10 protein-coding genes are annotated in these 15,136 nt (G+C 74.8%); 1 reads left to right on the top strand and 9 read right to left on the bottom strand.

The features are described 5' to 3' along the window. Positions 1-13: 13 nt before the first annotated feature. The 5 genes from ACFVWW_RS00260 to ACFVWW_RS00240 are packed head-to-tail and all read right to left on the bottom strand — an operon-like array spanning position 14 to position 6,713. Positions 14-454 carry a hypothetical protein gene (locus ACFVWW_RS00260; protein WP_386879296.1) on the bottom strand — a complete coding sequence of 147 codons (441 nt, stop codon included), beginning with the start codon at positions 452-454 and terminating at the stop codon, positions 14-16. After that, a complete protein-coding gene (locus ACFVWW_RS00255; RefSeq protein ID WP_386879295.1) occupies positions 454-588 on the bottom strand; it encodes a hypothetical protein in 135 nt (44 codons plus the stop codon). The genes ACFVWW_RS00260 and ACFVWW_RS00255 overlap by 1 nt, the downstream gene beginning before the upstream one ends. A 13-nt stretch (positions 589-601) precedes the next feature. Continuing rightward, complete coding sequence (locus ACFVWW_RS00250; RefSeq protein ID WP_386879294.1) at positions 602-1,909, bottom strand: hypothetical protein; 1,308 nt, start codon at positions 1,907-1,909, stop codon at positions 602-604. Next, the gene (locus ACFVWW_RS00245; protein WP_386879293.1) at positions 1,906-3,057 is read right to left on the bottom strand and encodes a hypothetical protein; all 1,152 of its coding nucleotides are present in this window, start codon (positions 3,055-3,057) and stop codon (positions 1,906-1,908) included. The genes ACFVWW_RS00250 and ACFVWW_RS00245 overlap by 4 nt, the downstream gene beginning before the upstream one ends. 8 nt (positions 3,058-3,065) lie before the next feature. After that, the gene (locus ACFVWW_RS00240) at positions 3,066-6,713 is read right to left on the bottom strand and encodes a tetratricopeptide repeat protein (protein WP_386879292.1); all 3,648 of its coding nucleotides are present in this window, start codon (positions 6,711-6,713) and stop codon (positions 3,066-3,068) included. A 92-nt stretch (positions 6,714-6,805) separates the two neighbouring features. On the opposite strand from ACFVWW_RS00240, the gene ACFVWW_RS00235 reads away from it, so the two are divergent. Continuing rightward, entirely contained in the window at positions 6,806-7,111 is a 306-nt protein-coding gene (locus ACFVWW_RS00235) for a trypco2 family protein (RefSeq protein WP_384180402.1), read from the top strand. A 50-nt stretch (positions 7,112-7,161) separates the two neighbouring features. On the opposite strand, the gene ACFVWW_RS00230 is transcribed toward ACFVWW_RS00235, so the two are convergent. The 4 genes from ACFVWW_RS00230 to ACFVWW_RS00215 all read right to left on the bottom strand — a co-directional run bounded on the left by ACFVWW_RS00230 (position 7,162) and on the right by ACFVWW_RS00215 (position 15,082). After that, a complete protein-coding gene (locus tag ACFVWW_RS00230) occupies positions 7,162-7,599 on the bottom strand; it encodes a VOC family protein (protein ID WP_386879291.1) in 438 nt (145 codons plus the stop codon). Positions 7,600-7,777: 178 nt separating this feature from the next. Beyond that, the gene (locus ACFVWW_RS00225) at positions 7,778-8,866 is read right to left on the bottom strand and encodes an ABC transporter ATP-binding protein (protein WP_386879290.1); all 1,089 of its coding nucleotides are present in this window, start codon (positions 8,864-8,866) and stop codon (positions 7,778-7,780) included. Next, complete coding sequence (locus ACFVWW_RS00220) at positions 8,863-11,709, bottom strand: FtsX-like permease family protein (protein WP_386879289.1); 2,847 nt, start codon at positions 11,707-11,709, stop codon at positions 8,863-8,865. The genes ACFVWW_RS00225 and ACFVWW_RS00220 overlap by 4 nt, the downstream gene beginning before the upstream one ends. 1 nt (position 11,710) lies before the next feature. After that, a complete protein-coding gene (locus ACFVWW_RS00215) occupies positions 11,711-15,082 on the bottom strand; it encodes an FtsX-like permease family protein (protein ID WP_386879288.1) in 3,372 nt (1,123 codons plus the stop codon). Between the last annotated feature and the right edge of the window lie 54 nt (positions 15,083-15,136).

Genomic DNA, 15,136 nt, shown 5'->3' with positions numbered 1-15,136 from the left:
GGGCGCCGGAGCGTCAATTGGCCTTGCCGAGGGCCTTGTCCCGCATGGCCCCGATCAGCGGCAGCACCCGTTCCTGCGGCACCTCGCCGCCGGTACGGGTCAGGTAGCCGATGACGCTGCGGGCGATGGTGGCGGTCTGCTCCGCGTCGGCGGACCAGGACAGCTCCGTGAGGGTGTCGGCCAGCAGCAGGGACACCTGGACCGCCGGATCGGTGACCAGCTGCTCCTGCGCCGCCTGCCGCTGCGCGCCGGACATCCCGTCATGGAATCCGGCCGTCGCGAACACCAGGGCGTGAATGATCCCGCTGCCGAATTCGGCGACCAGACGCGGCATCGGCTGCTCACCGTCCCCGCGCCGCATGAGCGCGCCGAGAGCCTCGGTGTCCTCCTCCCAGACCGCCTCGAAATAGGCGGAGGCGGCAAGAATCTCCTGCCGCGTCAGTGAATCCGGCATCAGCGCCACTCCCCGCGATCGTCACTCACCCCGCCCGGCAGACCACCGCAGACCACCCCGGACCAGCTCTCCGGGGCGGGCACCCCCGGCCATCCGGGCTGCTCCGGCGGGCAGTTGATATCCCCGCCGATCATGCCCTACGTCCCCTCAGCCCCCGGCGCCGCCCGCGTGGGGACGGTCACACAGGTCGTCCAGCTGGAACGCGCCGTCCTCGTGCTGGAATTCACTCTCCTTGTCCAGCTGTTTCAGCAGCCGCGTCAGGTTCGCGCTGTCGTGCGGCGCGGCCAGGAACTCCAGTACGGCGCGGCTGAAGGCGTCCCGCAGCGTCGGCGGCATCGCGTCCGACGCGTCGAAACAGATCCGGTCCGCGCCGTCCAGCAGCGCCTGGACGGTCCGGGTACCGGGAGTCGGCGGCCTCGTTCCGGCGATCGACCCGCCCGGGAACAACGGCTGCTCCTGCGGCCGCGCCGCGGCCACCCAGTCCCTGCGCGCCTCCTCGGACGTCAGTTCCCGCACCAGCCGCCAGGCGTCGTCACTCTCCTTGAAGACCGCGGCCATGTCCCCGGACACCTCGAACGCCGTCTGCCGGGCAGCCCTCCCGTGCACGAAAAGCGCCGTCGGATACGGCAGCACCTCGTTGCCGTAGTGGCGGCGGATGAACGAACCCTGGTGCTCCTGGCCGCAGGCCGTCCCCCGGTTGAGGAGCCCGTACCGGCCGCCCCCGATGTCCTCGAAAGACGTGGAGAGCGCGTCCGCCGCCGACTCGGGAGTCAGCAGATCCGCCCACTCCTGCCACGCCCCCCTCACCTCCGGGCCGCTCCACGCCAGCCGCCCCGTCGCCCAGTCCTGGTACACCTGCGCGCCCCGCCGCTGCAGCAGCAGGTCCTCGATCCAGTCGGTGCCGGGCCAGCCGGACGTGGCCTCCGACGCCATCCCCAGACACCACGACGACGGCGACGTCGTCGGCGGCGAGCGGCTCCACACCAGACTTTTCAGATCGATCCGTACCGGCACCCAGTACGCGTTCTCCCGGGTCGTTCCCGACCCGTCCGTGACCTGTACCCGCGGCGCCCACGGCTTGACCGCCGAGCCGGCCACCCCTTCCGGCAGCGGCCGGGCCGCCCCGTCCCGCGCGTACTCGACGAGATCACCCAGATTGTTCAGCACGGCCACGTCCGGGGGAGCGCCCGCCTGGAGCTGGGCCACCAGCGTCTCCCGCAGGGAACGGGTGCCCTGGTACACGTAGCGGTGGCCGGTCCGCTCGCCCACCGCGTCCAGCACCTTCAAGAAGGGCTTCTCCTCGCCTCCCGTCCAGGGGCCGAGAACGACCAGGGTCCGCCCGCCGCCGCCCCCGCAGCCCGAGACGACGGCGCTCACGGCGAGCAGACACCCCGCCAGCACCACCCGCAGCACGACCCCCACCACGGTCCTCACCACGTTTCCCGAGCCGCTCACAGCTCCGCGTACCTCCCCCGGACCAGATATTCACGGCCGTACAGGAACAGCGTGATCCCGCACGCCAGCGCGCCGGCCGTGCCGACGGAGAGCGCCACACCCGCCGTCGCGGACCAGCCCGCCGGACGCGCCCGGCGTATCCGCTCGGCCATCTCCGCCGCCCGGTTCCTGATCTCGCCGCGCGCCGCCGGTGTCACCCCCTCGGCGCCCTCGCCCGCCCGGGCGATCAGAACCGCCACCTCGCCCACCTGCCGCTGCGCCCCCTGCTCGATGACGGCGCCGGCCGCCAGCGGGACCAGCGCCAGCAGCACCGGCGCCACGGCGAGTGCCAGCAGCACACTGAACAGGCGCAGCTGGAAGCGGAGATAGACCAGGGTGCCCGCGGCCACCACGGCGAACAGGGCGGCCGCCAGAGCTGTCGCCACCGCCGCCCCCACCGCCACCGCGCTCCACGCGGCCGCTTCTCTCGCGTCCTGGCCCAGCTGCCGCTCCAGCCCCCTGATCCGCTGGAGTACGGCGGTCGTCTCGCCCGGCGCGCCGTTCAGCATCGAAGCGGCGTACCGCAGGCCGGCCCGGCGCAGTATCTCCGGGTTCGATCGCCGGTCGGCCCAGGCGATCCAGTCGCCGTACGCGACGACCAGCCCGGACACGACCCGCAGTTCCTGCTCCTGGCCCCGGTCCAGGGCGCCCGTCTGCGCGGCCCGGTTCAGGCTCTGCGAAGCCTCCGTGTACAGCGAGCGGTATTCCTCACCGAGCCCCACCTCGACGGGCTGGCCGAGCCGCCGCTCCGCCTGGTCCTGGGCCAGCCGCAGGGCGGTCCGCGCGTCGGCCAGGTACACCAGGGCCGGCGTGTAGCGGTCGCGCAGGCTCTCCGTACGGTCGTGGACGTCGAAGTACGCCGTCCTGGCCGGCAGGAGGACCATCAGCCCGAGCACGGGCAGCAGCAGCATGCGCCCGCGCAGGAACCGTGAGGTGGGCTTGCGGGCGATGGTCCGCGACCCCTCCGGGCCGGTGTCCTCCCCGGCCGGGGCCGGCCCGGCGTGGCCCGCCGCCCACCGCCACAGCGCCGAGAGCGCCCCGGACACCGGACGCCCGGCCCCGCGCACAAACGCCCCACGCAATGCCCCGCGCAGGAGTGTGCCGCGCATGATGTTCCTCATCCGTCCTCCCGGGAGGGTCGCGGCCGCGCACCCGGCAGCGGCCACGGCCGCCGCTCACCGCGCCAGTGACGCAGCCCGATGGACCGGGTGCGGTTGGCGTTGTCCAGCAACGCGTCGAACAGGTCGTCGTCCCCGCCCCCGGTCCGCGGCACCTGCCCGGCGAGCCGGCGGTAGCCCTCGGAGAGCTGCTCGCGCAGCTCGTCCTCGGTGCCCGGTGCCCGGACACCGGGCGGCAGTGCCTGGTGCAGCTCGGCCAGCAGGCCGTCTCCCGCGCCCCGCTGCGGCGCGGCCTCCACCATCAACAGCAGCAGCTCCCGCAGGTCCGTGGCCAGCCGCTCACGGGCATGCCGGTCGGTCAGCCCCTCGCTGCGCGTGAGCCGGTGCAGCGTCGTGTACGCGCGGGCCGCGGCGGCGACCGACGGCACCGAACCGTCGGCGGGCACGTCGGCGTGGATACGGACCATCGCGGTGCGGGCCGCGGTGCGGTGCCGGGAGTCGGCCGGCACACCGGCCAGCGAGGCGAGGGCCAGATCGGGCCGGCCCTGCGCCAGATGGATACGGGCCAGCCCGAACGCGGCACTGCCCAGGGCGTGATTGCGCCGCCAGACCGCCCGGTAGAACTCCACCGCCCGGTTCTCGTTGCCGAGTCTCTCGTGGCAGTAGCCGAGCGCGAGCTTCGGCGCGTACTCGCCGGGGATGGCCGCGTACACGCTGCTGAACTCCTCCAGGGCCGCCGAGGGCCGCTCGTGCGCGAGATGGAGGAGCCCCTCGTGCCAGTGCAGGCGCCAGTCGAAGTCGGCGAGGTCCCGCAGATGACGGCGGGCTCTTTCCAGTTCGAGTCCGGCGGTGACCAGCGCGTCACCACGGGAGGAGGCCGGATCCCGGGCGCGCTCCAGATGGAGGCGGCAGCGCAGCAGATGCAGCTCCGGTGACGCCAGCCACTCGTCGCTGAGCTGGAGCAGCCCGGCCGGATCGTCGTACGACGTGCGCTGCAGCTCCTTCCAGTTGAGGTCGTCCCGGTCGGGCTTGGGCACCGGAAGCCCCGCCGCGGCCTCGGCCGCCCCCGGCACCTGCACGGTCAGCGGCCGCTTGCGGCTGCCGCCGCCGCGCCACTGCTGCAGCGGCGGGGCGGTACCCAGCCCGCCGTCGAGCGCCGCCGCCGAGGGGCCGAAGAGCGGCGACGGCTCGAAGGTCTCCTCGTCCAGGCGCAGCGAGCGCAGTTCCCGCAGTACACCGCGCAGTTGCACGGCCATTTCCCGGGCGCTGGCGTAGCGGTCCCTGGGGGCGTGCGCCGTGGCCCGTGACAGGGCCAGCTCCAGGGACTCGGACCCCAGGTCGGAGGGGCGCGGCGGCGCCGTGCGCAGCAGCTGCCGCAGTACGACCCCGACCCCGTAGAGGTCACCGGCGACACTCATCTCACCCGCCTCGCCGATCTCCGGCGGGCGGTGGGTGACCGGGCCGGGGGAGCCGATCTGCCGCACGCCGGCCAGGTCGATGAGCTTGATGCCGTTGCCGCAGTGGAGCACATTGGTGAGGGAGATGTCGCCGTAGACGAACTCCTCCCGCTCGTGCAGATAGCTCAGCGCGTCGAGTATCCGCAGCCCGTAGGAGACGACGAACTCGTGCACCCGGAACCCGTCGAACGGCGGCTCGTTGCCCGCTATCTGTGCGGCGACCCACTCCAGTGAGGCGCCGTCGGCGAACTCCATCACGATGAACTCGGCCGCACTGCGCGGATGCTGGGCGTAGTTGATGACCCGGATGATCGAGGGATGGTTGAGGCTGACCAGCCGCAGCCGCTCCCGCCTCGCCTGGCTGACGGCCCCCGGATCCCGCGGATCGAGCACACCCTTGAGCGCCACGGGACGGCTGAGCAGCGGCAGGTCGCGGGCCAGATAGACCTTGCCGTAACTGCCCTGGCCCAGCGGGCCGACGACCCGGTACTGCTGGTGCAGCAGATCACCGCGGACCAGCGCGTGGCCGTCCTCGTCAGGGGCACCGCCGGGACCGGCCAGCGCGTCCGGATCGTGCACGGCCACCAGCGGCAGATCGGTCAGCCCGTCGCCGGGCGGCTCCACGACGAAATCGCGGGGCCCGTGCGGGCGGGCCAGCCGCCGCTGCGCCGCCTCGGCCTCACCCAGCGCCTCCTCGGCCTCGATGCCGACCCGGAACAGCCGGTAGGCCAGGGCCGGCGCCCCGGCCCGCGGACCGGAGCCCCGCAGCGAGCCCAGCGCGGCGAGCAGTTCCGCGGCCCGGGGCTGCGGGGCCCGCGGGCCCGGCCTGCCGGAGCCGCTCGCCGGGACCTGCCGTAACCGGTGTTCGAGTTCGTCGAGCCGGGCCAGCCGCGCCCCGATGTGCTCCGCGCGCTCCTGCGCCCAGTCCGCCGCCAGCAGGTCCCTGCGCACCAGGGACAGCAGCGGGGACTCCGGGTCGCGGAAGACCAGCAGAAGCCGGCTGAGGCCCCGCCGGCGCAGGGCCCGTAACAGGTCCATGACCTCCTCGTCGGAGGAGGCCGAGCGGTCCACCGACAGGAACGCCGCGGCCAGCCGGGGGCTGTCGGCGGCGATCAGCTCCAGCAGCCCGGCGGGGTCCGAGGGGGCCAGGCCGCCGCGTTCCGCCACGCGCCGGGCCAGCTCGGCGGCGCTGTGGTTGGTGGCGTCCATGGCGAGGTCGATGCTGCCCGCCCGCGGTTCGTCGGCGGTGGCGTCGGAGGAGGGCCGCGGATTCTGCTCACGGTCGGCGAGCGTGAGGACGGAGTGGATCGCCGGCATGGTCCGCTGATCGCCCTCCCGTGCGAAGGCGATCTCCACCGCACCGGTGCCGGGCGCCTCGTCCAGCCAGCGGGCCAGCCACCGGCGCAGCCCCGGGGCGCCCCGGTTGCCGGTCTGGCGGGGCGAGACGGCGATCTCACGGGAGACGGCGCGGGCGCCGCTCACCGTCAGGCCGAGCCGTTCCAGCGGCAGGTGTTTCAGCACCGTCTCGGTCGGGATCATGTACGCGTGCTGGGGGCCGGTGGGCGGCGCGTCCGCCCTGCCGTACTGGTGCACCACGATGCCGACCACCCCCTGCGAACGGTTGTGCACCACGCCGCTGCCGCTGTAGCCGCGCCGCACGATGTACGGCGGACCCGGGGTCGTATCGAGCTGCACCCACTCGGGGATGATGCCGGGCCCGCCGGTGCCGCCGAGCCGCGCCGCGATGTTCTCGCCGCCCCACAGGTCGTCGGGGTAGCCGGTGGTGTGGACGTGTTCGCTGTCGGCCGGGCTCTGCCGGTGCAGGGTCGCGGGAGGGACCGGGGGAACGCGGTCGAGTTTCAGCAGCGCGAGGTCTCCGCCGCCGAAGCTCGGGGTGGGCGCGACCAGGTACTCCTGCATCACCCGGGCCCGCAGCGGGGTGGGAACGGCCTCCGGAGCACCGGGGAAGTCGATGTACACCGACTCGAAGGGCTTGCCGGCGCTCTGCCCCCCACCGTCCCTGACGGCGCGGTGGAGCACCACATGGGCACAGGTCAGCACGAGCCCGCCCGGCAGCAGCACTCCCGCTCCCAGCGGCGGACGGGGCCCGCGGACCTGGGTACGGAACAGCCGCGAACGCCAACTCTCCCTGCTATGAGCAGAGTTGGAAGCGCCGCTCGGCTCGGTCATACTGCACAACCATAGCCACAGACGGTGACAATGGGATCCCGTCGCGCGACGGGGGACCATGTCTGCCCTTCGGGGCACGGGGGAGGAACGCGGTGGGCGAGCAGCGCGACGACACGGCGGTGGCCGGACTGGCCGAGGTGATCGGCCAGGTACGCCACGAACTGGAACAGGCGCAGCACAGCGGCGCCGAGAGCGACCTGCGCTTCTCGGTGGAGAGCGTGAACCTGGAGTTCGCGGTCCAGGTACGCAAAGAGGGCTCGGGCCGGGCCGGCGTGCAGATCGGCGTCATCGCCGTGGGAGCGGGCGGCTCAGCGTCCCGCGATACGACCCACCGCATCACGATCGAACTGAAGCCGCACGGCCGGGACACCTCGCACTACAGCGTCGGCGGAGAATAACCGGAGCCCCGGCCCCGCGTAGCCGCCGGCGAGGCCCCGCCCGCCGACGGCTACGCGGGAAGGGTCTGCGAGGTCACCATCCAGACATGGCCGTCCGGGTCGCAGAAGGCGCCCGCGTATCCCCACGGCTGCGGCCCGGGCGGTGTGACGACGGAGCCCCCCGCGCGGTGGGCACGCTCGATCACCTCGGCGACCGCGGCCTCGTCGTCCGCGTGCAGGCTGAACACGCACTCGCTCTGGTCGCGGCCCGCCACCTCGCGGCCGCCGATGACCCAGCCGAAGCCGCCGCTGGGAACCAGCATGAGGCGCAGGCCGTCGTTGAGAGCGAACTGCAGCGGTTCGGGCACACCGTCCTGCGCCGCCTCGCCGATGGCGTCCAGGCCGAGCCCGTCACGGTAGAACGCGAAGGAGGCCCGCCGGTCGGCGACCGGGAGGCTGACAATGACACGGGAGAGCTGCATGGACGGGCCCTTCTGAAGGTCGTTCACCTTGCGCGATTCCAGGAACTCCGACCCGGCGGCGGCACAAAACTCATCGGCCGGCCAGGAACACGTCAGAAGGCAGCCCGGTGTCAGCACCTGCCGCACCTGCCCCGCACCTGCCCCTTACGGGCCCGCGAAGCGTTGTCCGGCGCGTGAACCCGCCGGCCGGCAGGACGACCGGGACCTACTTCCCCTCCGCACCCTTCCCGCCCGCGTTCTTTCCGCCGGTGCCGTCGGGCCACACCCCGATATGGTCCTGCTCCAGCTCCAGCATCACCCGCTGCTCCATGCCCAGGGACGCCGTGTACTCCGCGGGCAGCTGAAGCCGTCCGGCCCGGTCCAGCATCGCGTACTCCCGGGCCACCACCGACTCCCGGCCCTCCGCGTCGATCTCCGTGCGGCGCAGCACCTCCGACGACGTCCGGCCGTCACGGATCGCCACCGTACGGCGCACCTCGCCCGCGACCGCCTGGTCGTGCGTGACGATCACGATCGTCGTGCCCAGCTCCTCGTTGGCCCGGCGAAACGCCGCGAAGACCTGCTCACCCGTCGCCGAGTCCAGCTCGCCGGTCGGTTCGTCGGCGAGCAGTACGGAGGGGGAGTTGGCCAGCGCGACGGCGATTGCGACGCGCTGCTGCTGGCCGCCGGACAGCTGGTGCGGACGCCGGTCGCCGCAGTCGGCGACACCGAGCATCGCCAGGAGCTCCTTCGCCCGCTCGGCTTTTGCCCGGGCACCCTTCCGGCCGCCGCCGCGTCCCCGCAACTGCATCGGCAGCGCCACGTTCTGGGAGGCCGTCAGGTAGGGGAGGAGGTTGCGGGACGTCTGCTGCCAGACGAAGCCCACCACCTCGCGGCGGTAGTTCAGCCGGGCCTTCGCGTCCATCGTGAGCAGATCGCGGCCCGCGGTCCTGGCCGCGCCCGCCGTGGGGACGTCCAGGCCCGCGAGGATGTTCATCAGTGTCGACTTGCCGCTGCCGGACGCCCCGACCAGCGCCATCAACTCGCCCTCCTGGACCGTGAGATCCAGTCCCTGGAGGGCCTGCACCTCCACCCCGTCCGTGGTGAAGACCCGTACCAGCCGGTCGCAGGTGATCAGCGCGTCATGCCCGTACGAGGGGCGGTCCCGGCTCGCCGCCGCCCGCCGCTCCAGCTCCGCGAGGGTCTGCCGCGCACCCGCCGCCCCGCCCGCGGGATCGCCCGCCGCTCCGCCCGCAGTCCCAGCCACAGGATTGCCTGCCGGATTGCCTGCCGGGCCGGTCGTCGTATCGGTCATCGCGTGTCTCCTGCTCTGAGTTCGGTGATCGATCCGCGCCGCCCCGCCCACCAGGCCTGCCCGGCGGCCACCGCGCCGGCCAGCGCCACCACACCCGCCGCGGGCAGCGCCAGCGACCACATGTCGGTCCGCAGCGACACGTCCTGCACCGGCGCGAGAGCGGGAGCGGCGGCCACGGCGAGCCGGGCCAGGTCGATGCCGGGAGCGAGCAGCCGGATGGTGGCCCAGCCGACGAGAATGCCGCCTCCGGCGGCGAGCAGCGCCTGGGGCAGCGCCTCCAGGCCGAGCAGCTGACGGCCCTGGCGCCTGGTGAGACCCATGGTGCGCAGCCGGGCCAGCAGCGTGGAGCGCTCCGGCGCGGACTGCAGCAGGGAGAGCACCAGGGCGATGACCGCGTAGGCCGCGCCGGCCGCGACGGCGGCGGCATAGATCCGCTCGGCGCCCGACTGGAGCGGAGAGCCGGTCAACGCCGCCCGTTCCTCGCTCCGCAGCCGCACGTCGAGCTCCGGCCCGGCGCCGAGGGCGGCCGCCCGCAGCGCCCGTGCGTCCAGTGCCTCACCCGTGGCCAGCAGCGTCGTGGGACCGGTGTGCTCCAGGCCGGCACGGTCGACCAGCAGGAATTCGGAGCGGGGAGCGGCCGGCGTGCGGGGCCGTACGGCGGTGATCCGTACGGTGATCTCGCCGGCCGGCGAGGCGATCCGGCGCGGTGCGGTGCCCAGCCGCGCGGCGACACCGGGGGAGGCGACCGCGTTCAGCACCCCGCCCGTGTCCTTCAATACGCCGGCGGGGAACGCCCCGAGGTCCAGCTGCCGGGCCAGCCGGCTGTACGACCCGGGCTCCACACCGATCAGCGTGAGCGGCTTCCGCGCGTCGGCACCGGCACCGGCACCGGTGCGGTTCGCGTCGGGTGCGAGTTCCGCCGTCCATTCGATACGGACGGCCGTCACCTCCTCCACCCCCGCCGTGTTCCGCACCGCCCGTTCCGCGTCCGCCGGCAGCGCTGTGGCCTCTCCCTCGGTGGAGACCCGCGCGTCCGCGCCGACCGCCAGCAGCGCGGCCCGGTCCCGCGCGTCCGCGACCCCCGCCAGCACGGACCCGCCGAACGCCGCCGTCGTCAGCGCGATGAGCAGCGCCAGCAGCGGCAGCGCCCCCGTCGCCGAGGACCGGCCCGCACGGGCCAGCGACAGGAAACCGATCGCTCCGCGCAGCCGCGCGGCCGGCCGGGCCGCCCATCGCAGCGGCAGCGGATACAGCCGTACGAGCACCAGCGCGGCGATCAGGGAGACGAGGACCGGGGCGGCGCTCACCAGCAGGTCACCCGAGCCGGAGGCGCCGCGACGGCGCAGGGCCACGACCGAGGCGACGGCCAGGGCCAGCAGGGTCAGTTCGGCGACGGTGCGGCGTCTGCCCGGCCTGGCCCGGACGAGGTCGTCGCGGTCGTCGTGCGCCCGCGGCCGGCGGTGCAGCAGGACGGCCCGTACCGGCAGCGCGGCACAGGCGAGCAGTGCCACGCCGCTCGCACCCCACACGGCCGGCAGCAGACGTGCCTCGTCGACGGCGAGCAGGGCCAGCAGCAGGCCGGCCCCGGCGGCGGGCAGCGCGATCACGGCGGTCTCGGCCAGGAGCCGTCCGCCGATGCCGCGCAGGGAGCCGCCGCGCGAGCGCAGCAGGGCGAGTTCACCGGCGCGGCGCGCGGCGACCAGAGCGCCGGCCATCGCGAGGACGACGGCGGCGACGGCGCCGATCCCGAAGGCCGCGACGGTGACGATACGGGTGATCGCCGCACGCGCCGCGAGGTGCGAGCCGAGGACCGTCTCCAGCCCGGTGCTCAGGACCGCGGTGCCACCGGCGATCTCACGCATCCTCAGCAGGCCGGGCCCGCTTTCGAGGGAGGTGACCTCCCGCAGGAGCGCCGGCGTGTCCTGGGCGGCCAGCCCCGTGGTGTCGGGCGCGAGGCGCCAGTACCTCTCCGGCATCGCCTGGGTGCCGAGGAGCGCCGGCGCGGCGCCGGGCGCCAGCAGGAGGCCCGCCTCCCACCGGTACTGCGGCGGAGCGGACGGCAGGACGGCCAGCCCGGGGGTGCGCAGGACCGGTTCGGCGGACCAGTAACTGCCCTGCGGACGGCGTGGTTCGACGATCCCGGTGATCCGTACGGACAGCGCCGTGGACCCGGTGGGGCCGCTCAGGCGGATCACCGAGCCGACCCGCAGGCGCATCACGCGGGCGGTCGCCGTGGTCGCGGCGGCCTCCACCTCCTTCGTCTCGGCCGTCACCCGGCCCCCGGCGGCGGGCAGCCGCCCGCCGCGCACGGCGGCGTGGGCGGCGAGCTCCGACTGCGCGGCCATCGTGAAGCGGGGCCCGATCCCGTCGGGACGCGGCAGCCAGGTGTCCGTGCCGGTGAGCGCCTCGGAGGTCCGTACCCCGTACGCCGACTCCGCGGCGTCCGCCCGCACCGGTGCCGGCAGGCTCGCCAGCACCTTGCGGTGGACGGCCGACAGCGCGGCGGGCCGCATCGCCTCCTCGCGCGCGGACCGCGGAATCTCCAGCCCCGGCTGGGGCGCGCTCAGCCCCAGCACGGTGGCGCCCGGGGGCGCGCCGCCGATATCCCGCCGCAGTCCCTCGCTCTCGTAGGCGTCGACAGCCCGCGGCAGCACGGCCATGAGGAACGCCGTGATCAGCACGAGCACACCGAAGGCGACAGCCGCCCCGGGGGCGGTCCGCAACCGCGTCCGCACCCACGGCGCGACCGCGCGCCCGGGACGCTCCGGGCGCCCGGGACGACGCTCCGTGCCGCCGGGGCGCTCCGTGCGCCCGGTCCGTACGTCAACTGGCCGGCGGGTCATCTCAGTTCTCCCCCTGGTGGCGAAGCGAGAGCGCGGGATCGGCGCGCCGGACGGCGACGGCCGCGGTGATCAGCAGGGGCACGGCGGCCACACCGGCGAGGAACAGGGCCACCTGGGACACCGGGAGTTCCACCAGGACCCGGGGGACGGGCTGGGCGGCCTGCGAGGTCAGTACGACCAGCGGGACGACCGCCCGGGTCAGCAGCGCCCCGAGCCCCACACCGGCGAGCAGACCGATCCCGATCAGCAGGCCCTGTTTCGCCGCGACCAGCCGGGCCAGAGTCCGGCGGGAGGCCCCCAGGGCGCGCAGGACGGCGAGTTCGGCGGACTGCTCCCGCAGGGAACCGGCGGCGCTCACCGCGAAACCCACCGCGGCGAGCGCGGCCGCGGCCACCGCGACGGCGATCAGCGCCGAACGGGGCCCGCCGCCGAGCGGGTCACCCAGCAGGCCGGCCGTGGCCTCCGCACGTACCAGCACCTGGCCCGGCTCACTGTCCGGGCGGTCCCGCAGCGCCGACGCGACCTCCGCGGCCGTGCCGGGAGCGGTGCTCAGCCACCACTCGGTGGGCGCGAGTCCACTGCTCCCGCGGTCGGCCAGCACCGCGTTGACGGCCCGCAGATCGATGAGCAGCGCACCACCGTCCGCCACCACGCCCGCGCCTGATGCGGTGTCCGCCGTGCCCCCGCCCTCGGCCCCCGCCGGGCTCCCCGACGTCGGCAGCTCCCGTACCGCCTTCACGAGGGTCACCCGCAGCTGCTCTCCCGCCAGCGTCAGATCGACGCTCTGCCCGGGCTCGGCCCCGGCCGCGCGCAGGAAGCTGTCGGTGGCGGCGGCCGCGATCCGCGGCCGGACGGGGGCGGACGCGACATCCAACTGGACGGCGAGATAGTCGCCGCTCTCGTATCCGGCCCCCGTCGTGTACGAGACCGTCAGCGGCGCCGTCTTCGACGCGGCCGGCCGCAGGGCCACCGGGGCGCGCTCCTGCCCGTTCTCCGTCATGGTCCCGCTGCCCTCCCAGCGCTCCGGGCCGGGGAGGGACACCGGCCGGCCGGCCCCGTCCGGCCCCGTCACCAGCAGCCGTTCGATACTCAGCCGGTGCCGCTCGGGCCCCTTGACGGGGGCGGTCCCGCCGAGCCGCAGCCCGCTCACCCCGAGCGGCCCGGCAGGGGCACTGCGCGTGCCCGAGCCGGTCACATCGAGGTCGAGGACGACGCGGTGGACCCGCCCGTCGACGGGCACCTCCCCGGCGCTGAGCCGGTAGGAAAGGCCGTAGCGGTCCACGACCACGACCTGGAGCAGCGGCGCGAGCCCCGACGCGGACCGGCCCGAAGCCGTCCTCTCCTCGGTGATCCGCACATCGAGAGCGAGCCGGCGAGTGCCCTCGGGCAGCGCCACCACCGCCCCGGACGGGGCCTTCGGCGGTGCGAGCGCCCGCAGCAGCCCCTCCACCGGCTCATCGGCGAGATCACCGCGCATCAGCATCCGCTCCCCGGCCCCCGCCGTATCCAGCGCGAGGACCGTAGCCGTCCGGCCGCCGGACAGATCCACAGCCGTACGGTGGGCGGGAGCAGCCTGCCGCACCCCCGGCAACGACGTGTACAGACCGGCCTGACCGGGGCCGGCGGGCCTGCCGTCCACCACCCGTACCGACGCACCCGTGGCGAAGTCCGCCTGGTCGCGCTGGGACCGGTCCCACGACGCGCTCTGGCCGATGGCGAGCATGCCCATCGCCACGGCGAGAACCAGCAGCAGCACGGGCCCGGCGCCGCGCAGCGACCGGCGGCTCAGATGCCAGCCCGCCAGCGCGGCCGGCAGCCCCCGGCCGCGCGAAGCGAGCCGCTCCGCGAGCCGCGCCGCGGGGGGCAGCAGCCGCAGCGTGAGCACCGTGCCGGCGAGCAGCGCCAGCGCGGGCGCCGTGACCAGCAGCGGGTCGATACCCAGATCACCCTCACGGTCACCGCTGAGCGCCCCACCGCCCGACGTCCCGGTCTGCCGGTCCAGTTGCCAGTAGGCCACCGCCGCGATCAGCAGCAGCCCGACATCCGCCCCGGCCCGCGCGGACGCCGGCAGCGCGGCGCCGCGGCCACCCCGCAACCCGCTCCCGGCCGTCGCGGCCAGCGCGGGCGAGACGACCGCCGCCGCACAGCAGACCGCGACCGCCGCCGAGACCAGCCACACCGGCCCGGACGGTACGTCACCCAGCCGCGGCCCGGCCCCGTCACCGAGCGCGGAGCGCCGCGCGAACATCCCGGTCAGCGGCCCCGACAGCAGCGGCGCGCACAGGGCCGCGGGAACCGCCAGCAGCAGCGCCTCCACCGCGGCGAGCGCGGCGAGCCGGCGCCGCGAGGCACCGCGCGCCCGCAGCAGACCCGTCTCACCCGCCCGCTCCGCACCGAGAACCCGCGCCACCAGCAGCAGCGCGTACCCGGCCAGCACAAGCAGCTGCAGGGCCACGATCAGCAGGGTGGACCGGGACACCAGCAGCGCCCGCTCGGTCCGCTCCAGCAGGGACGGCAGCGAGGTGCCCACCACCGCACCGCCCCCCAGCGCCGGGTCCGCGCGCAGCAGCGCCGGCACCCGCGTGGACGCGGCACGCAGCGCACCGATCCGCCCCGTGGTGACCGTGCGGTAGTCGGCGGCGGCCACCCAGGCGGTGGCACCCCGGGAGACCCGGCCCGAGGCGAGGACGGACGGATCCGTGAGCAGCGGACCATAGGTGGTGAAGTCGACGTCACGGACCCCACGGCCACCGAGCGTGTCCAGCCGCCAGTACGGATCCGTGGTGTCGGTGGCCCGGTACACACCGGTGATCCGCACCGTAAGCCCCGCCCCGGCCAGGCGGTCGGTGAGCGCGACACGCGCTCCCGGCCCCAGATCCAGCTGCCGGGCGGCGGCCTCGGGCAGAGCGACAGGCACAGCACCATCAGCGGCGGGCGGGCCGGAGCCGGGCAGCTCACCCGACACGAGAGTGATCCGGGAGGGGTCCAGAGCGGCGAAGTGCGTCAGATCCGGCTTGTCCCCGGCCACAGCGGACACCCGAGCGGACGCCCGCAGGGACGCCGGCAGCGCGTACGGCCCCGAACGCTCCAGCTTCCGCAGCGTCACCGGCAGCCCGTCGAAGGCCTGCCGCGCCCCCCGCACCACGGCCTCCTGGGCCGCGCCCCGCCGCTCCGGCGCGATGTCCGCGCTGACGACGAGCGCCGCGGAAGCCGCGCCCCGGCCGCCCAGCGTCTCCCGCAGCGCCGTATCCGAGAGAGAACCCGAGAACGCGGTGAGCGAGGCGAGCACACACGTGGTCAGCACCACCGCGAGCAGCGCGGCCGCCAGCAGAAGCCGGTGCCCCGCCGCCCGCAGAAATATGAAACCCGCCACCCGTCCCCCCACCCCCGACACCACGGCTCTCTCACAAGAATCCGCACTCCGGCA

Origin of the sequence: Streptomyces sp. NPDC058198 (genome assembly GCF_042882605.1) — a bacterium.
Lineage (GTDB): Bacteria > Actinomycetota > Actinomycetes > Streptomycetales > Streptomycetaceae > Streptomyces.
The sequence above is the reverse complement of the archived record's forward strand: the minus strand, read 5'-3'. Positions and strand labels throughout refer to the sequence as shown.